Origin of the sequence: Colwellia sp. BRX10-3, from assembly GCF_014077505.1 — a bacterium.
In the GTDB taxonomy this organism is placed as follows: domain Bacteria; phylum Pseudomonadota; class Gammaproteobacteria; order Enterobacterales; family Alteromonadaceae; genus Cognaticolwellia.
The window spans coordinates 143,315-163,748 of record NZ_JACGWA010000007.1; the positions used below are offsets into that span (position 1 = coordinate 143,315).

At 39.0% G+C, this 20,434-nt stretch carries 9 protein-coding genes; all 9 read left to right on the forward strand.

Features of this window, described 5'->3' with window-relative positions:
• Positions 1-864 (forward strand): hypothetical protein, encoded by an 864-nt coding sequence (locus H4J38_RS12010; RefSeq protein WP_182132027.1) that lies wholly within the window; start codon positions 1-3, stop codon positions 862-864.
• 14 nt (positions 865-878) lie between these two features.
• Complete coding sequence (locus H4J38_RS12015; RefSeq protein ID WP_182132028.1) at positions 879-2,690, forward strand: cytochrome c3 family protein; 1,812 nt, start codon at positions 879-881, stop codon at positions 2,688-2,690.
• Positions 2,680-4,827, forward strand: coding sequence for a heme-binding protein (locus tag H4J38_RS12020; RefSeq protein WP_220465529.1), 2,148 nt, complete (start codon positions 2,680-2,682; stop codon positions 4,825-4,827). Before H4J38_RS12015 ends, H4J38_RS12020 begins: the two co-directional genes overlap by 11 nt.
• Positions 4,817-6,643, forward strand: a complete 1,827-nt coding sequence (locus H4J38_RS12025) for a hypothetical protein (RefSeq protein WP_182132030.1) — start codon at positions 4,817-4,819, stop codon at positions 6,641-6,643. The genes H4J38_RS12020 and H4J38_RS12025 overlap by 11 nt, the downstream gene beginning before the upstream one ends.
• A gap of 19 nt (positions 6,644-6,662) precedes the next feature.
• Positions 6,663-10,529 (forward strand): hypothetical protein, encoded by a 3,867-nt coding sequence (locus tag H4J38_RS12030; RefSeq protein WP_182132031.1) that lies wholly within the window; start codon positions 6,663-6,665, stop codon positions 10,527-10,529.
• Positions 10,526-11,815, forward strand: a complete 1,290-nt coding sequence (locus H4J38_RS12035; protein WP_182132032.1) for a multiheme c-type cytochrome — start codon at positions 10,526-10,528, stop codon at positions 11,813-11,815. Before H4J38_RS12030 ends, H4J38_RS12035 begins: the two co-directional genes overlap by 4 nt.
• A gap of 96 nt (positions 11,816-11,911) precedes the next feature.
• Positions 11,912-13,252, forward strand: a complete 1,341-nt coding sequence (locus H4J38_RS12040) for a surface lipoprotein assembly modifier (RefSeq protein WP_182132033.1) — start codon at positions 11,912-11,914, stop codon at positions 13,250-13,252.
• On the forward strand, positions 13,252-14,448 hold the full coding sequence (locus tag H4J38_RS12045) for a FecR domain-containing protein (protein WP_182132034.1): 1,197 nt from the start codon (positions 13,252-13,254) through the stop codon (positions 14,446-14,448). The genes H4J38_RS12040 and H4J38_RS12045 overlap by 1 nt, the downstream gene beginning before the upstream one ends.
• Before the next feature lie 11 nt (positions 14,449-14,459).
• Positions 14,460-20,411 (forward strand): S-layer family protein, encoded by a 5,952-nt coding sequence (locus H4J38_RS12050; protein ID WP_182132035.1) that lies wholly within the window; start codon positions 14,460-14,462, stop codon positions 20,409-20,411.
• Positions 20,412-20,434: the final 23 nt, after the last annotated feature.

Genomic DNA, 20,434 nt, shown 5'->3' on the forward strand with positions numbered 1-20,434 from the left:
ATGGAACAATTTCTCTCTTACGCCAATGGGCGCTATTTAAAAGTTAGTCTTTTCTTATCCGTGTTTTTGTCAATTATTTATGTGATGCATGAACCCGGTCAACCAAAAAATGGTGGCACTTGGTTTGGCTATACCCTTGGCACTATTTCAGCTGTGCTTATTATCTGGTTAATGTACTTTGGACGCAGAAAAAGAGACTACTTCTCAACTTTGGGCACTGTTAAAGGCTGGTTATCAGCTCATGTGTATCTTGGTAGTTCATTATTAATTTTAGCGACCTTACATACTGGATTTCAATTTGGATTAAATGTTCACACTTTAGCTTATGCACTAATGTGTATTGCAATTTTTAGTGGTTTTTATGGCGCATGGACTTATGTCTACCTGCCCATTAAAAAAAGAGAAAATCTGAAAACAATTTCTGCTGAAGAGTATTATTTGTCGATTGAAGATGTTGATAGACAAATAATAAAACTAGCAAAAGATTTACCTGAAAGCTTGAGTTTAATGATTAACAGTGCGATTGAACGAACTGAAATTGGTGGCAATTTATTGGAGCAATTAAGTGCTGAGGACAAATCTTGTTTGATATATAAGGACGAGCTTTATGCCAATGTCGATCAATCGGGTTGTATACACCTTTTAGTTGAAGAGTTATCTAAAGTTACAGAGCAACAAAGAGCTGTTCAATTAAAACAAATAATAGATCTATTCGGCCGGAGAAAAAAATCACTTAAAATCCTGCGTTATCATATTAAAACCAATGTGTTATTAAAGCTTTGGTTAAATATTCATGTGCCAGTTTCTTTCGCGTTATTAGCGGCATTAATGGCGCATATTCTCTCAGTGTTTATCTATTGGTAATATAAGGAAATTTTATGAAATTACTGATCAGATACCTGAAAAAGCAGGGCCAGAGCTATGCTACAGAAGAAGTTACTGTAACAGGCGATACCTTACAAATTGGCCGTGGCACCAATCAACATATATTACTACCTGATCCTCGGGTAGCATTAGAACATGCCAAACTTGTTGCTTATCAAGACGGCTGTAAAATCGTGACAGCATCAGGTAAAGACGTTTTATTTAACCGTTTGATGGTTAAAAATTGTGCCATTAGCATTGGCGATGTTATCGAACTATCTGGCCATAAAATAACTTTATTGGCCGGTGAGAACGGTTGTGATTTTGTTGTCCAAGTAAAGTTGAGCACAGCAAAGCAGGAACCTATACAAAACCGATACCAAGTGAAATTTTCAGATTTGAAGCTGTATAAGCGTAGTTGGAGTTGGATCTTTTTTCTCTTAGTATTCTTCGCTTGTTTGCTTATTCCTATCTCTGGTGTGATTTCTCCTAGTTGGATGGAAACACTCAGAGAAAGTCCGCTGCCTGACGATAAACAATGGTTGGCAGGTGAATTAATAAAACCCCATAAATTTATTGGTGATGATTGTAGTCAATGTCATCAAAAAGCATTTCAGCCAACGACAAATGAGGCGTGTTTAACCTGCCATAAAACAATAAAACAACATGTTCCTGAAGTTAATGTCACTGAAGATTTTGTAGCAGTGGAGCAATGTACAAGCTGTCATAAAGAGCATAATAGTCGAGAAACCCTTAGCGAGTATTCACAACAAGTTTGTGTTGACTGCCATGTAGAAGCCAGTTTAGATAAGCTTGAACAACATGAGTATGGTTCTGCAACTGATTTCGAGCAGCATCACCCGAGTTTTAGCATCAGCATGTTAAAACCTGTGTTAGAGAATAAAGTAACGACTGGTTGGGACAGCGAACGCCTTTTACTCAACAATGTTGATTTGAAAGAGCAATCAAATTTAGAGTTTTCTCATCAACTTCACATGGATCCCAAAGGCATAAAGTCGGCAACTGGAGAGGTGCAATTAGCCTGTGTTGATTGTCATGTTCCGGCATTAAACGGTTTAGAAATGAAGCTTATTACCATGGAAGATAACTGCCAAAGTTGTCACCAATTAACCTTTGACCCTGATGACCCCAAACGGGTTGTACCTCATGGCTCACCAGCTGACGTTGTACTGATGATGAGAGAATATTATGCCTTTCGTTTTATTTATCAAAACCTAAATAATGATGTTGATAACCCTATCGTTAAAGCTGGCGATCTTTACAGTGTTCGTAAGGTTAGACGACCAGGGCGCGATGAAAGGTTACGTAAAAATTTCGAACAATCATTGAATTCGCAAACGGTTGCTGCTATTGAAAAACTGACCAAACAAACCGTAAGAACTGAGGCACTTGTTTGGGCAGAAAGTCGAGCTAATCAAGCGGCAATCGATATCTTCGAACGTCAAGCTTGTGCAGTTTGCCATGTAATGACTAAAAATGAAGACGATGAAGTTCCATGGCAAGTCGAACCTGTTGCTTTAACCAAAAAATGGTTACCAAAAGCAGACTTTACTCACCATGGACATCAAACAATGGCTTGTGTCGATTGTCATGAAGCAGATAAATCAGATCTGAGTTCAGATGTCCTGATACCAGATATAGAAAATTGTCAGCAATGTCATGGCGGTCTTGAAAGTAAGAATTTAATTCCAAATACTTGTATCGATTGTCATGATTTTCATCAAGCGAAAGATCATTTTTTTCGTCAATTAACGCATGCAAACCAACACATTAAAAGCTTGGAGCCAATCACCAATGCGCATTAAGCTTCTTGTCTTCATAATATTACCTTTGCTAACGCTGTTAATCAGTTGTGGTGGCGGTTCAAACAACAGTGAAAAGTCAGCGGTTGACCAAAATCAATCAATTGATATTAACGTTCAAGGGTGCACAGGACATTGCACAACAGTAGATTCATTTTTAACTCAAGCAGATGTTGAACTCATAATTAGCCAAGCAGTTGCTGAGGCTATCGCTCGTCAACTTAAAGCGACCATAGCGGTTACTGACCGACTTGGTAATGTGCTTGCTGTTTTTAGAATGGTAGACGCCGAAAAGTTTATTACGATTAGTTCAACCTCGAATACAAGCTTGCCTAAAGTATCTGGCGGTCTAGAAAATGTAAATGTTATTCCTGATACTATGGTGGCGATTTCCAAAGCAATTACGGCTGCTTTTATTTCATCTGAAGGAAATGCTTTTAGTACGCGTACCGCCAGCCAAATCATTCAAGAGAACTTTAACCCGGGTGAAAATAATACCCCGTCAGGTCCTTTGTTCGGCGTTCAATTTAGTCAGCTAGCCTGTAGTGATTTTAATTTAAGGTTTAGCACACTTGAGCTTCCTAGCGCCGGGCCACGTCGTTCACCTTTAGGTTTGTCCGCCGATGCTGGTGGCTTTCCTTTATATAAAGCAGGTACGCCTGTTGGCGCTATAGGAGTTATTTCTGATGGGATTTATGGCTTAGATAAAGACATCAGTGGTTTTGATTTAGATAATGATGAATTGATTGCATTAGCTGGCTCAGTAGGTTTTGCAGCGCCTTTATCGCGCAGAGGTGATGTTATTACCATTGTTGGTAAAACGGCACGTTTTAGTGATGCTTTTATTAGCGATTTACTCAGTACGACAAGTGAAGATTTTAGCAGTGTTAATAATAATTTAGGTAACTTAGTGGCTGTAGCAGGTTATTATGATGGTGGTGATGCAGACATTACTAGTGCCAGTGATGTAAATAGACAAGTGCTAGCTGGCGTTGTATTTGGCCAAAGTGGCTCAGGAATTATTGCTGCAGATCCTTTAATCTTTAAAGACACCGAAGGTGATAGCCTTGACGCGTTTATATTTGCTGATGATAATGATAATAATCGTTTTCCAGCACAGACAGCAAACGATCAGCCTGGCGGCGACGCTAATAAACAATTAACCAAAACAGAAGTACAAGCACTGTTAAATCAGGCCATTGCCATTGCTAATAAAAGTCGCGCCCAAATTCGTCAGCCTAATGGCAGTCAAGCAAGAGTGTCAGTATCGGTTGTTGATACCCAAGGCGTGATACTTGGCATGGCAAGAACTCGAGATGCTCCGGTATTTGGCTCAGATGTTTCTCTACAAAAAGCCCGTACAGCAGCATTTTTTTCTAATACCGGAAACTTAGTTAATGCTCCAGCTGACGCCCTTAGAGCTCTACCTTCGCCATTGTATCTTGATGCGGTTGCGGAGCCGGTTGATTTAACTGAGGGTCTCGCACTATTAACTTCACCAAATATTAATTTTTCAGATTATGTCACTGACTTACAAAATTTTTTAGGTCTGGCAGGGGCATTAGAGAGTAATGGTTCATTGACTGCTTTTTCTGATCGTGCAGGTGGAAATCTTTCACGACCTACATTCCCTGATGGTCCAGTTGCTGGACCGCCTGGACCATTAAGCAAACCTTCAGGGCAATGGAGTGTCTTCAATGTTGGTTTACAATCAGATCTTGTTTATAACGCATTGATACAGCACGTTGCTTTTGTGCTAGGTGCTGCGCCTGATGTTGATAATAATTGTACCGCCAATACGGGTTTAGCCAATAATAATGCCTTTACTAATGTTAATAAAATCTCGGCATTAGCCAATGGCATACAGATTTTTCCGGGTAGTGTTCCTATTTATCGAGGTGATACTTTAGTTGGCGGCATTGGTGTTTCTGGTGATGGCATTGATCAAGATGATATGATTTCATTTCTAGCCGTTCATCAAACAGGTTTATCGGTAGGCACCGGCTTAAATAACGCGCCGAAGGCAATACGAGCCGATAAAATTGATATTCCCAATCAATCAATTAGATTACGTTATGTTAATTGTCCACAAGCACCATTTTTAAACTCAGATGAAACGGAAGTGTGTAATGGCCTTTAAATCATCTGTATTGATCCTTAGTTTTGCGCTCAATGCTTTGCATACTGTACAAGCTGAAAATATTCATAAAAGTGATAAAACCGAAAAGAGTGCGATTATTCCTGCTTACTTGCTTTGTGGTGAAGGCTCTGTTGAAGCAAAAAGACAACGACCGGGCCATCCGGTAGATGAATATCAACTGCGCCCGTGTGATGATGATAAAAAGTTAAAACCTTGGTATAAAACTATTCCACTTGGCACCATGATGCCAGATCGTTGGCGTATTGTTGAAATGATAGGCATAGAGAGTAATTTATGGGACCCGTATAACGGTTATAATCCAATAAAAGGTGATTATCCGGTGTGGGGTGACGATTGGTTTTATAACCTTATCGCTATTTCAGATACGGTTGTCGAACCACGTAATTTTCCAGTTCCGGTTGGGGTGGCGACAACCAACAGACCTGATTCATTAGATACCATAGGGACGGGTAATGGCTCAGTCTTTAGCCAAAGTATAATTTTAGAGCAAGTATTTTATCAGGGGGATACCACATTTAGACCTCCAGATTATGAGTTTCGTCTAACGACAGTATTTAACTTTAATCAGGTGCGATTTCAAGAACGCGGCTTACTCAATATTGATCCAACGTTAGAAAGTGATGGCGGACGAAAACGTTCAGATAAATTCCTCGGAATACAAGCAGCATTTGTTGATAAACACTTACGTAATGTTTCACATCGTTTTGACTTTGACAGTTTACGTCTAGGTATTCAGCCGTTTTCTTCGGATTTTAGAGGGTTTTTATTTCAAGATTCACAATTTGGTGTGCGTTTATTTGGCAATAGAGATAATAACATCTTTCAATATAACCTTGCATGGTTTAGACGTTTAGAAAAAGACACTAACAGTGGCTTAAATGATATTTCGCAAAGCTTACGTGATGATGATGTTTATACCGCTAACTTATATTGGCAAGACTTTCCTGTGTTAGGTTTTGTTTCTCAGGCCAGTGTAACTTATAACCGCAATCGAGAAAAAGGCCAAATAGAGTACGATCAAAACGGTTTTATTACCCGTCCGTCTTCATTATTTGAAGAGCGATTTTCGCGAAATTATGACGTAACTTATCTTGGTTATAGTGGTGACGGTCATTTTGGTCGTTTAAATGTCACCGCGTCTGCTTATTATGCTATCGGCGAGCAAACGAGTAGTCGTTACCGCAATGAAAAAGATGAAATAGCGGCTTTTTTTGTTGCCTCTGAATTTTCCATGGATTTTGATTGGTTTAGACCCAAGTTATCGGTGTTATGGGCTTCAGGAGATGATGATCCTTTTGATAATGTTGCCAAAGGCTTTGATGCTATTTTCGAAAACCCGCAATTTGCCGGCGCGGACACCAGCTTTTTTATTCGACAAACGGTACCGTTAATTGGTGGCGGTGGTGTCGCGTTATCAGGTCGTAATGGGATTTTACCATCGCTGAGATCAAGTAAAGAGCAAGGGCAGTCAAATTTTATCAACCCAGGATTACGTTTGTTAGGCTTTGGCTTTGATGCTGATATTTTGCCTGAGCTGCGGGTGTCGATGAACCTAAATCAATTATGGTTTGATGACACTAAAGTTTTAGAGAGCTTGCGCCAACAAGCACCGATAGCCAAAGACTTAGGACAAGACTTATCCGCGTCATTAATCTGGCGACCGTATCAATCACAAAACATAGTTGCCCGTTTATCTGCTGCTGTATTGGCGCCAGGTAAAGGCTTTGACCAACTTTATGGCAGTGAATATAAACTGCCATATTCTGTGCTATTTAACCTAGTTATCACCTATTAAGATGTTTATGAATTTTAAAATGACTTTGAATAATTTCTCTCTATGTTTTGCTGCAGTTGTGCTGTTAATGCTTAGCTTGGCTTTAACTACGTTTAGCGCGGTATCGTCTGAAAAACATCAAAAAGTTGACGTTGAATACAGCTTTACACCACCTGCGCCTAAAAGTCAGACACCAGAGCAAGCCTTGGTTAAAAGTACCGGTTGTTTAAGCTGTCATACTGATACCGACAGCTTATCAATGCATGCTAGTCCTGGTGTGATATTAGGATGTACAGATTGTCATGGAGGTAATGCCGAAATTACTAAGCCATTTAATGCCAAGCAAGAAGATAAAGATTATTTAGCCAGTTTAAAGCAAGCGCACGTTGCTCCGAGTTATCCACAAGATTGGAACTTTCCTTCGAGTGCGAATCCACAAGGCAGTTATACCTTGCTTAATCGAGAAGCGGCTGAGTATGTACGTTTTGTCAATCCATCGGATTTACGCATTGCTGAAGAGGCTTGCGGCGCGTGTCATTTACCGACAGTGCAAGCAGCAAAACGCAGCATTATGGCGACAGGTGCTATGCTATTTGGTGCAGCATCTTATGCTAACAACATTTTACCTTATAAAAATTACGTATTAGGTGAAGCCTATACTCGTGACGGAGAGCCAACAGCGATTGCTGGACCACCTCTAGCCAATAGCGAAGAAGCGGCTAAAAACCATGGGGTTTTACCCATTTTGTATCCCTTGCCTAAATGGCAGAATGTGCCACCGGGAGATATATTTCGAGTGTTTGAACGAGGTGGTCGTAATATTTCCAACGTTTTCCCTGAAACCGGATTGCCTAATGCCCTTGGGCAATTACAGCGTATTGAAGAACCTGGTAGACCAGACTTTAAACAATCTAATCGTGGCCCTGGTACCGGAGGACGAATTTCAGTGCCGTTACTTAATGCCCATAAAACTCGCTTAAACGATCCACTGATGTGGTTTTTAGGTACCAATGATAATCCTGGCGATTTTAGAACCTCAGGTTGTGGTTCATGTCATGTGGTTTATGCAAATGATAGAGAGCCACGCCATTCTGGGCCTTACGCCCAATTCGGTAATAGCGGTCAAACGCAAACGGTTGATCCTACTATTGCTAAAAATGAAGATGGTCATCCGTTAAAGCATGTTTTCACTCGTGCTATCCCAACTGCGCAGTGTATGTCGTGTCATATGCATCAACCCAATATGTTTGTGAACACCTTTTTAGGCTACACCATGTGGGATTATGAAGCTGATGCACCCAAAATGTTCCCGAAAGAGCAACGTTACCCAAGTCATGAAGAAAAATTTAATACTATGACAAGTAACCCTGAAGGCGCTGCGGTCAGAGGGTTATGGTCAGATCAAGAGTTCTTGCGAGATGTTTGGACTAAAAATGATGAAATGGAAAACACGCAATTTGCTGATTACCACGGTCACGGCTGGAATTTCAGAGCCGTATTCAAGAAAGATCGTAAAGGTAATTTACTCGATAAAGAAAATAAAATAGTCGAGCCTGACGATCCGAAAAAATTCGATAAAGCGGTACATATGTCATCAGTGCACTTAGATGTCGGTATGCACTGTGTAGATTGTCATTATTCTCAAGATAATCATGGTAACGGCCATGTTTACGGTGAAGTTGCCGGTGCGGTTGAAATTGATTGTGTAGATTGTCATGGTACGGTGTCTGATTATCCAAATTTAAAAACCTCTGGTCCTGCCGCGCCTCCTGGAGGCACAGATTTATCACTAATTCGTAACCCTGATGGCCAAAAAAGGTTTCAGTGGAAAGAAGATGGTTTATATCAACGCAGTTTAATTTGGCCTGAGCTTGAGTGGAAATTAAGTCTTTTAAAAGACGTTATCGACCCAAAACATAAAGAATACAACGCCAAAGCTGCTCGTGCTAAAACCATGAAGAAAGACCCTATTGATCAGCACTTTGGTTTAGACGTTACCCCAGATATGCTAGCGCATAATAATGATGAAATGGAATGTTACACCTGTCATCAGTCTTGGACGACAAGTTGTGGTGGTTGTCACTTGCCGATTGAGGCAAACTGGAAAACAGAAAATAAACATTATGAGGGTGGTGAGTCTAGAAACTACGCCAGTTACAATCCTCAGGTGGTGCGTGACCAGATATTTATGTTAGGTCGCAGAGGGGGGATTAATGGTGGAAAAATTGCGCCATTGCGATCAACGTCGGCCTTAGTGTTGTCTTCAACTAATTCAAATCGTGAAAAAATCTATGTGCAACAGCCACCGATTTCCGCCAGTGGTTATAGCTCGCAAGCGATGAACCCTCATTTTGCCCATACGGTGAGAAAAGAAGAAACCCGTGAATGTAGTGATTGTCACTTAGCTGAAGATGCTGACAATAACGCTATATTTGCTCAAACACTCGGTTTAGGAACTGACTTTATCGACTTCATTGGCTTTCATGCCTATGTCGGTGGTGAAGAATCAGTTGAAGCAGTACAAGTCACTGAGTGGGAAGAGCCACAAGCGATGAAGGGAAGCTTTTTACATAAATACGTCTACCCTGATTTTTATCAGCAACATTTAGACAATAATAAAGAACTAAAAATTGGCTATGATCATGATGCTGGCGCGATTAATTGTTTGCAATTACGGGGCGAGTATTTATTTGCCGCAGCGGGCAGGGAAGGTTTAGTAGTTTATGACGTTGCTTCTATTGCCAATAAAGGCGTGAGTCAGCGTATTATTACCGCGCCAACGACGTTATTAGGCCAAGACACGAATATTAAAAGTGCTAATGCTACCTGTGTCTCTTTGGTTACTACTCAACCGGTTGCGCCTGAGCGTAACCAAGGTGATTTAATGCGCATCACCAACCAAGAGAAACCGTTCCACCCTATTTATAATTACGCTTTAATCACTGATGCTAATGAAGGCTTAATATTGACTAATATTGATACTTTGATGGACGGAGAGCCGAGAAACAACTTTTTAACTCGTGCGTTAACATGGAATGAAAACGGTGTATTAAAAGGTGCGCGTCATATCACTATCGGTGGCCGATATGTTTATGTCGTTGCTGATGCGGGTTTGGTCATTTTAGATTTAGATCAACCGCTAACACCTAAACACTTACTCACCGTGCCTTTAAATAACGGCCACTCAGTTACACAACAATTTAGATATTTGTTTGTCACCGATGATGATGGCTTAAAAACAATAGATATTACCGCGCCAGAGCAAGCATTTATTGTCAAAAACAACACCATTGCGATTAAAGATGCTAATCGTGTATTTGTCTCTCGTACTTTTGCTTATGTTGCTGCCGGCAAAAAAGGCATAGTGATTGTTGATATCAATAAGCCTAAAAGTATGAAAACGTACCAGATTTATAATGCAGAAGGGCAGATTAAGGATGCCCAAGACGTCGTTGTTGCTACCACCAATGCCTCGCTATTTGCTTATATAGCTGATGGAGACTCAGGCTTAAAAGTGGTGCAATTAACCTCGCCAGATTCACAACCGCGCTTTTATGGTTTTAGTCCCGACCCTAAGCCAGAATTTGTCTCTTGGTATTCAACAACATCAAAAGCATTATCGTTATCACGCGGTTTAGAAAGAGATCGTGCAGTAGATGAAACCGGTGGTCAAATTGCGGTATTTAGTCGCTTAGGCTCAGGCCCTTTAACTGAAAAAGATATGAAAGGGTTATATTTAGATAAAAATGGCAAACCATGGTTCGTTAAAGACAAATTAAAGTCCATGGCCGAGCAAATACACTTTGGTGTCGCAACGCCTGCTTTAGTTGTTCCTGAACAGTCAAAGCCGAAAACAGATAAAGTTGAAAACATGCCATTACCTTCAGTGCATGAGGATAAATTATGAGAATTTTATGCATTATCGTCGCAAATTTTGCTGTCTTATTGACTTTAAATGCTACTGAATTACCACAGCAAGATGAAAAGGTTCATCTAGGCGTAGCAAGTTGTGCGGCCAGCATGTGTCATGGCTCTGTTATTCCACGTGATGGTAGTGACGTTTTACAAAACGAGTACATTATTTGGAGCCGAGCAGATGCACACTCTCAAGCTTTTCAAACGTTGTTATCGCCAGAGTCAGCAGAAATAGCCAATAAATTAGGTTTGGAAAATGCAGCTAGCGCTGGCGTCTGTTTAGATTGTCATAGCGATAATGTTAAAACCGAGCAACAAGGCGAAAAGTTTCAGTTAAGTGATGGTGTTGGTTGTGAATCATGTCATGGTGGTGCTGAGGAATATATCAGGAGCCATACCCATGCCGCGATTAGTCGAGATGAAAACATATCTAATGGGCTGTTTCCAACAGATAAGCCTAAAGCGCGTGCTAAGCTTTGTTTGTCTTGTCATTTAGGTAATAAGAATAAACAAGCCACACATGACATTATGGGTGCAGGCCATCCAAGGTTAGCATTTGAATTAGACACCTTTGGTATTTTACAGCCTTTGCATTATGTCGTTGATGAGGACTATTTAAAGCAAAAGTGGTCAGGTGATAATTACGTAACATGGGTTTATGGTCAACTTGAAGCGAGTAGAGCGACGTTAACCTTGTTAGAAGAGAAGTTGATTGATAACTCGTCAATATTTCCAGAGTTATCATTGTTTGATTGTCACTCATGCCATCATAATATGTCAGACTTAAAGTGGAATGAAAATAAAGGACAAGGTTTTAAACCGGGCACTGTACGTTTAAATGACGGTAATTTTAAAATGCTGATGATTATTGCTGCAAGTACTGTTGATAGTGATAAATTACACCAGCATTTAGCTGATATTAGAAAAGCCTTGAATGATAAGTCTAAGCTCAAGATTACAATTACTGGTATTTTAGAAGATATAGACTTTATTGAAACGAGCTTAGTGCAACAAAATTTAGTTCAGAAAAAAGTTTCTGCCACATCAACGTTAAATAATATATTGCAGGAAGGGGCTAAAGGGGCGTTTTCTGACTACATAGCTGCAGAGCAAGTGGTGATGGCTATAGATTTATTGTTTGAGTTTATTGATGAAAAAGCAACGTTTGCAGCTGATATATCGCTTTTATTTGATATTGTTGCCGATGATGAAAAATTTGATGACGCTTTATTTTCCAAGCAACTGAAGAAAATTAATGATCGGTGGGTGAAACAATAACTAAATTTTAAGCGTTATTAATACTATATTTAAAAGAATAAATAAATTTACTGAGTAATTGTCAGTGATCAATTATGTTAATGGATGAAAAAATTAATGATTAAAAGTTTAACAAAAATAACATTTATTTGGTTAGCCTTTTTCTTTAGCTCGCTAGCATTAGCAAGTTATGAAGCAGAGTTGAAGCAGTTAAAAAGTTATTTATCAGATAAGCAATATATTCAAGCTTATGATTATTCGGAGACTTTAGCTGATGATTTAGCTGGTGAATTTGCTTTTGATTTCATGGCAGGTATAGCGGCTTTTGGTGCTGAAAAATATCAAGCCGCGGTGTTTGCCTTTGAACGTGTCGTTATCCATGACCCTATGTCATACACCGGCCGTTATTATCTAGCGCTAAGCTATAAAGCCGTTGATAATCTCCATGGTGCTATCGTTGAATTTGAAACTTTATTAACTACACGATCAACTGGAAGTTCATTAACCGATGAACAAAAAGCGAATGTAGTTAACCAATTAAAATCGGTTAACAGAATTTTATCTGAGCGTAAACGCAGGTGGTCACATGAAATTTTGTTTGGTGTTGGTTCAGATAACAATATAAATAGTGGTAGTTCTGAAGACGAAATTGCCTTACCTGACGGCACGTTAATCCCTCTATTTGACTCTTCAAAAGCAACTTCTGATGGCACCTATCAAGCGAGATATGCGTTGAAGTATCAGCAACCTTTAAGCCAGAATCAAAAACTTCTATTTGACTTTGCTGTGCAGAATAAACATTACGTTTCTCATCATGAATATAATCGCCAAATGTTAAGTGTCTCAATCAAGTATGAACAACAGTTACAAGAAAATTCAACATGGTATTTAGGCGCGAGTACCGCACCACTTTGGTTTTCAAGTGAAAAATATCGCACACAAAATGCATTGAATTTTGGTTGGCAGCAAGCTATCAATACAGCCAGTAATTATGGTGTTAATGGTCTTGTTGCAGATGTTAAGCATAATATTTACAGTGATTTAGATTTCGAACGTTATCAAATGAATGCTTTTTATCGTATGCAAGCAAAGTATCAACATATGTTTCTGTTGAATTGGTATCAAGACAAAAACCAAAAAGGTTTTGATCATAATAGTAGGATGGCAGTGGGGATTTCATATATTGTCAGTTACCCCATTTATCAAAATTTCACTGGTAACACATTGATTAAATTAGAAAAGCAAAACTATGATGAACCAAATCCTTTGTTTGGCGTTTATAGTGACTCGGTGCTATCGGTAGTTTCAACTGAGCTTGCCTACACTGGCTTCGAAAATCAAATAATACAGTTACAATTAAGCTATCAAGATAAACGGTTAGATAGTGAAATTTCGGCGATGAAAATATATGAATATGATCGCTTTGAAGCAAACCTTACATGGAAATATGCATTCTAATGACTAAATTAAATCATAGTAAAAGTATTTTAGCTACGCTGTTTTGTTGTTTATTAACTTCGCATTCATATGCCGTAGAAACGGCGGGTAAAACCATGATCACCAAAGGCACGGTGAATGCTATTTCCAATGAGCAAGAAGAAATTCGGCCGTTAAAGCGTCGTTCAGCTGTTTTTGTCAATGATGTTGTTACTACTGGACCATCGAGCAAGACTCAATTGAGAATGACTGATGGTAGTATGATCGCCATGAAAGAAAACTCTCAACTGATAATAGCAGAGTATAAATTTGGTATTGATAATGACAAAGATTCAGTGGTTTTAGACTTAGTACAAGGAGGATTACGTTCAATAACTGGCGCAATTAAAGCAGACCAAGGCGATTACAAGTTAAAAACCCCAATCGGAAGTATTGGTATTCGAGGTACACATTACGAAGTTCAAATAGTAAATGATACTGTTTGGTTCGCTGTTTGGGATGGGGCGATAGATGTTGAATTAGCGATAGGCATTAATGCAGGCTCGACATTATCACTTGGATTTGGCGAAAATTATTCTTATGCCAGTGTTGGTCAAAATGGCACAGTTACACATTTTATTGAGCCACCTAAAATTTTTAAACAAGGACTGAGCTCTAAAACGCAAGAGAGCAATGAGTTATCTTATGATGAAAATACATCATACATCGCATCGATTGAAGAAAAAAAATCATTGAATATAGAAACGGAAACTATTATTACGTCTTTAGAAAAAGATAATACTGAATTTATTGTATACGATCAATTTAACGTACTTGAACCGCAAAATATTGCCGATCTAGTTGCTGCTCGAAAAGGTGTTTTAGAATATTCAGACGCAGCGTTTACATCGAGTTATAACTTGTCTAATTTTTCTGCGGGCATGGCAATTGATTTTGATTCTGGTGAAATATCAAACGGTCATTTGTCATTCAATGATGATCGTAGTACCGATCTTTGGAATGCGGTATTTAACGGAAATATGTATATTAGAAATGACAATGTATTTATGGAAGTTGGGATTACTTTTGCCAGTCATGGCAATAATATAGCTTACGGAAATATTTCTACTAGCTTCATCAACTTTATGGGCTTAGATGCTGTTTCTGGAGGTTTTGAATTATTTGATAGAACCACAGGTATAGCAGTCGATGGCGCTTATTTGATTAGAAAACGATAATGGAAAATATAATGGAATCACTACCAAAAAAATGCTTAATACTAGGTGTGTTGATTTTTAGTTTGAGTAGTTGTGGCGGCAGTAAAAGTGAAAAGGAATCAGCACCATCACTACCAATAGCTGAAGTAATTGCGCCGACCGAATCCTCATTATCAACAGTTAAAGCAAGCTCCTTAGCGCAAGTTTCATTTAATTACATCGCATCCGAAACAGTCAGTGAAAGTCAACCTGCCACTGCGGTTTTAGATTTACCTGATCAAAGCAAGACGATTATGGGTAACATTTTACTTGCGCTAGATGTCATTGATCTTGCAGGTATAGAACAAATATCATTAGATTTTTCTAATGGAAATCCAGAGATCCCTGCCTTAGAAATATGTGGCTTTAACTCGGGTAGTTGTTTAAGTGATGACTTTAACGAAGTCTCTGGCGACAACAGCAATTATCGATTATTCATCAATGGTATTAATCCCCATGATTACAATTGGCAAAGTGGCCCTAATACCATCAAAGTATGGGTTGATAACAGTGCTGGTGAGCGAAGTGTTGCCACTACCTTTAATTTAAACTGGCAAGCTGTCGTTATTGCCCAAACCCAAGCCGAATTTACCAATGTTACTGGCAATGACACCACAGGTGTTTTTGTTGGTGATTTATCTATCAGTTGGTCTGAAGTTGCTGACTATCAATTTTATAACGTATTTATTGCAACAGAATCAGGAGTTAACAGTGATAATGTGACTGAGCTTACTGATGGACAAGCAAGATTATCGCTAGTAGAAAATAATGTAATTATTGCAGGACTTGATGCCACTAAAGAATATTTTTTCACGGTTAGTGGGGTTAATGATGGCGGTGAAAGTGCATTTAGTTTACAGAAAAGTGTGATTGACCTTACTCGCGGTGCACCTGTAGTACAGGATGATTTTGCTGAGCTTGATGAAAATTCAAGTATTATCCTTAATGTATTAGCAAACGACAGCGATGATTCATCATTATCTTTTATAGAATTAAATAACGGTACAAATGGACTTGTAATTGATAATGGCGATGGCACCGTAACATATAGTCATGATGGCTCTGAAACGACTTCAGACCAATTCACTTATAAAGTTACTAATGGTGAATTTACTTCTGCTACAGCCACCGTGACTTTGGTGATTAATTTAGTTAACGATGCGCCTAAAGCCATAGATGATATCGCCAATGTAAATGAGGGTGGTGAAGTTACTATTGATCTACGTATTAATGATAGTGATGAGGAAACTCTTACTACAGAATTGACCATTACCGATATCAGCATAGCTAATTACGGAACTGTCGTTAATAATAACGATGGTACGGTCAGCTATAGACATAATGGTAGTGAAACGTTGACTGATAGTTTTACCTACACCATAAGTGATGGCAGTTTAGATTCACTACCAGCGACCGTTTCTATTAATGTTAGCGCAGTGAATGACGCGCCAGTAGCTAACAATGATGTAGCAACTTTAAATGAAGGAACGAGCGTTGTTATTGATTTACGCAGTAATGATATAGACGCCGAAACAGCGACTAATGCTTTAATTGTGACCAATATCAGTGCGGCTACTAATGGTACAATTGTCAACAACAACGATGGCAGCGTAACGTATATTCATAATGGCAGTGAAACCTTATCTGACAGTTTTACTTATACCATTAACGATGGCAGTGTTGATTCTGCACCCGCAAGCGTTTCTATTACTGTTATTGCGGTCAATGATGCACCTGTAGCAAATAATGATACCGGGACAGTTAATGAAAGCGCGAGTACTATCATTGATTTACGCAGTAATGATACGGACGAAGAAACAGCCACTAATGCGTTAATTGTGACCAATATCAGTGCGGCTAGTAATGGTACAATTGTCAACAACAACGATGGCAGCGTAACGTATATTCATAATGGCAGCGAAACCTTAACGGACAGTTTTTCTTATACCATTAACGATGGCAGTGCTGATTCAGCACCGGCAACGGTTTCTATTAGTGTTAATCCGATAAACGATGCGCCCATTGCAAATAATGATACCGGCACGGTTAATGAAGGTGTGAGTACTATCATTGATTTACGCAGTAATGATAGCGACGCAGAAACAGCGACTAATGCGTTAATCGTGACTAATCTTAGCTCTGCCAGTAACGGCACCGTTGTTAATAATAACGATGGCACAGTTACCTATACACATAATGGCAGTGAAACCTTAACCGATAGTTTTACCTACACTATTAATGATGGCAGCGTCGATTCAGCACCCGCAACAGTTTCCATTACGGTTACAGCGGTCAATGATACACCGATCGCCAATAATGATACGGGCGCAGTTAATGAAGGCGCGAGTACGATTATTGATTTGCGCGGTAATGATAGCGACGCAGAAACAGCAAATAATGCGTTAACCGTGACTAATCTTAGCTCTGCTAGTAACGGCACCGTTGTTAATAATAACGATGGCACGGTTACCTATACCCATAATGGCAGTGAAACCTTAACCGATAGTTTTACCTACACTATTAATGATGGCAGTGTCGATTCAGCACCTGCAACGGTTTCAATTATGGTTACAGCGGTCAATGATGCACCGATCGCCAATAATGATATGGGCGCAGTGAATGAAGGCGCGAGTACGATTATTGATTTGCGCAGTAATGATAGTGATGCTGAAACAGCAGCTAATACGTTAACGGTCACTAATATCAGTACAGCGACTAATGGCACCATTGTTAACAATAACGATGGCACAGCTACCTACACACATAATGGCAGTGAAACCTTAACCGACAGTTTTACCTACACCATTAATGATGGCAGCCTCGATTCAGCACCCGCAACGGTTTCAATAACGGTTACTGCGGTCAATGATGCCCCCGTTATTACCTCAGCTGATAATGTAAGTATGGCCGAAAATACTGCTAATAATACTGCTGTTTATAACGCAACGGCTACTGATGCTGAACTCGGAAATATTACTTGGGGCCTCATGGATGCCAATAGTGCCTTTATTATTGATTCGTTAACCGGCGTAATAACCATCAACGATAATAGCTCCTTAGATTTTGAAACATTCACTACTTATGATTTACAACTGAGCGCGACAGATGATGGTGTACCAGCACAATCGGATAATATATTAATCACGGTGATTTTAACCGATGTCAATGAGAAGCCAACATTAACAGCTACGCCGACATCACAAGTAATTAGTGAGAAAGCTCAAGTTAACGACGCGATCTCGAGTATTTCTGCCACAGACCCAGAAAATGATCCACAAACGTGGTCTATGATTGCGGGCAATGAAAACGGTATTTTTGATATTGATAGCGCTGGAAACATTACAGTAATTGATACCACTGAATTAAATTATGAAACCACAACACAATATATATTAACCATTAAAGCGGCAGATTCGAGCACTCCTGCTATTTTTGAAACCATTGATATTACTGTTGATGTTTCTGATGTTATTGAAAATCAGGTATTAGCACTAGATGCTTTGTTTGGTGTAAATGGTATAACAACATTTAATACCTACTCTTATAATAGTGATGACAATTTAGTGAGTGTTTTACGCCAAGTTGATGGGAAATTACTCTTGGTTGCCAATATATCTTTTCAAGGTAATGACAATGTGGGCGTTATCAGATTAAATATTGATGGCTCCCTTGATGTTAGCTACGGTATTCAAGGAAGAAAAACCTTTAATTTTGTTAATAGTCAATTTGCCAGTAAAGCTATTTTGGACTCATCAGAAAACTTATATATTGTTGGTACTGAAAATAATTCTAATGATTATCCTTTTGTATTGAAAGTAGACAATACGGGGAGTTTAGATACCAGCTTTAATAGTGATGGCAAGTTTGAGTTCAGCTTTGCTGAGTCAAGTTACGGTCAAGATATCCTTCTCCATAGTAATGGCTTTATTTATATCGCCAGTGATGGTTTCAGTTCTACTCATTCTACTCACACGCTGAAAATGCTGCGTATTGATATTGCTGGTAATCTAGTTAATTTAAACTCAGATAGTGGTTTTGGTGAGTTTGATTTATTTGCATCGTTCAAGTTTTATCCGGTTGGCATAGCTGAATTATCAACTGGAGAATTAGTGGTAATGGGCACAAGTGATAATACTTTCCAAGTAGATTTCGCGACTGCTGTGTTAAATCAAAACGATTTTGCTCAGAACGGTTTAGTTACTGCTAAATTTGATCTAGCCCAACTTATAGATGGCAGTGGTGCCTCTATTGATAAAATAAACAGTTATTCAAGTTTTAATAATGATAGCTTTTTACTGGTCGGCGCTTCAGATTATTTAGGAGGACAACCTGAATCTGCCTTATTAAAAATAGATGTGACCAATTCAACCATTGTTGCAAATACGAGTTTTGCTACATCAGGTGCCTTGATCGATGACGTCGATGGAAATAATTTTGAATTCTCAGAAATAGTGACTTCAAGCCTTGATAGTGCTGGCAATATTACTTTTGTCTCAATTGCTAATATTGGTGAAGATGGCGAAAGTTATTTTGTTGAACAATTAACCAGTAGTGGTGACTTTAATGTAGGTTTTTCCTCAGTTGTATTTCGGTCAAACTATACTATGAAACCCAAAGCACAATTGATTGTAGATCCGAGTACGGATGAGTTACTTTTAGCAAGTACTGTCGAAATAAACGTTAATGCAGATATTAACTTTAAGAAGTTGTTAAATGACGGTACTGAGGTTGTGGCGAGTGCACAAACATTTAACTTTACCGGCAGTGACGAAACACTTGTGGATATCGATTTATTGACGGTATCACCTAATAGCAGTGCTTTATGGGTTAACACAGATAAGCTTGTTGGAGTAGCAGAAACCAGTGGAACTATAGCTTTATTGGATAGTGATGGGAAAATAGATCATCGTTTAAATAATGGCAAAACTACCGTAATAGGTGGTGATTTTCCATATGGCCCTTCACTAGAATTAGCAGACGGCAGTTTGATCTATACAAACTATAAGAAATTCGATTGGATTCCTTTTTTAATTCATAAGATCACAGATAAAAACTTTACGGTTGATGAAAACTTTGTTCCTGGTTTTGGTTATGCGCAAGTGAATCTTCCATTTGGTTCAGAAGTCAATGCTATTGCCTATGATGCCTTCAGCGACCATATCATTATTGTTGGTACTGTTGTTAGCGAGGGAACTGATGTCTTTGTCGTAAAAGTTAATGCAACGGATGGCACATTATTCTCTGGTGGTAGTTATGTCGATGGCTTAGTTGTTATCAATGTGCCAGGTAATAACTCAGAAACTTTAAACCGTATAATCCCTCAAGGCGATGGGAGTTTAATTGGGTTAGGCTCTTTAAGCGTTGCTGGCTTCTCTAATCCATATTTATTAAAAATAGATGCGGGTGGAGCTCTTGATAGCAGTTTTAACGGTGTTGGCTTTAAAAGTTATGATTTAGGTACGATTGGAGAAAATATTACAGAGGAAGACTTTGTTCAATTGGCCGATAGCTCTCTCATTTTTAACGCCAACAACAGTACATCAGGTACCAGTTTTGTTGTTAAAACTGATACCGCAGGCGTTCTTGATGGTGCTTTTGCTAATTCGGGGTTACTTGAATTAGACCTAGGTACTTCGGTGACTAAAGTGACCGATATCACCCTAGATGATAGTGGGAGTCTTTATGCTGTAGGTCATGTCACTAATGTTGATGATGATAGCTTAGTGGTAAAAATATCTTCTGTTGATGGCAGTTTAGATCCTTTGTTTAATGCGTTCAGTTCTCCTGGTTACTGGGTTTTTGATGAAGGCAGCAGCGATAAGCTAAATAAAGTATTATTTGACCCATTAAAAAGTCGAATCATTTTAGGTGATACTACTTCTGGTCCATTAGGGCTTGTTGACATTAGAGTGCGAGCTTTTAACCTTATACAAGATGATAATTAATAAATAGTATGAATACGTAGATA

What these genes read in the sequence shown, in the direction of transcription:
- H4J38_RS12020 (WP_220465529.1), top strand. Translation starts at nt 2,680, where the DNA reads ATGCGCATTAAGCTTCTTGTCTTCATAATATTACCTTTGCTAACGCTG.
- H4J38_RS12040 (WP_182132033.1), top strand. Translation starts at nt 11,912, where the DNA reads ATGATTAAAAGTTTAACAAAAATAACATTTATTTGGTTAGCCTTTTTC.
- H4J38_RS12015 (WP_182132028.1), top strand. Translation starts at nt 879, where the DNA reads ATGAAATTACTGATCAGATACCTGAAAAAGCAGGGCCAGAGCTATGCT.
- H4J38_RS12030 (WP_182132031.1), top strand. Translation starts at nt 6,663, where the DNA reads ATGACTTTGAATAATTTCTCTCTATGTTTTGCTGCAGTTGTGCTGTTA.
- H4J38_RS12025 (WP_182132030.1), top strand. Translation starts at nt 4,817, where the DNA reads ATGGCCTTTAAATCATCTGTATTGATCCTTAGTTTTGCGCTCAATGCT.
- H4J38_RS12050 (WP_182132035.1), top strand. Translation starts at nt 14,460, where the DNA reads ATGGAATCACTACCAAAAAAATGCTTAATACTAGGTGTGTTGATTTTT.
- H4J38_RS12010 (WP_182132027.1), top strand. Translation starts at nt 1, where the DNA reads ATGGAACAATTTCTCTCTTACGCCAATGGGCGCTATTTAAAAGTTAGT.
- H4J38_RS12045 (WP_182132034.1), top strand. Translation starts at nt 13,252, where the DNA reads ATGACTAAATTAAATCATAGTAAAAGTATTTTAGCTACGCTGTTTTGT.
- H4J38_RS12035 (WP_182132032.1), top strand. Translation starts at nt 10,526, where the DNA reads ATGAGAATTTTATGCATTATCGTCGCAAATTTTGCTGTCTTATTGACT.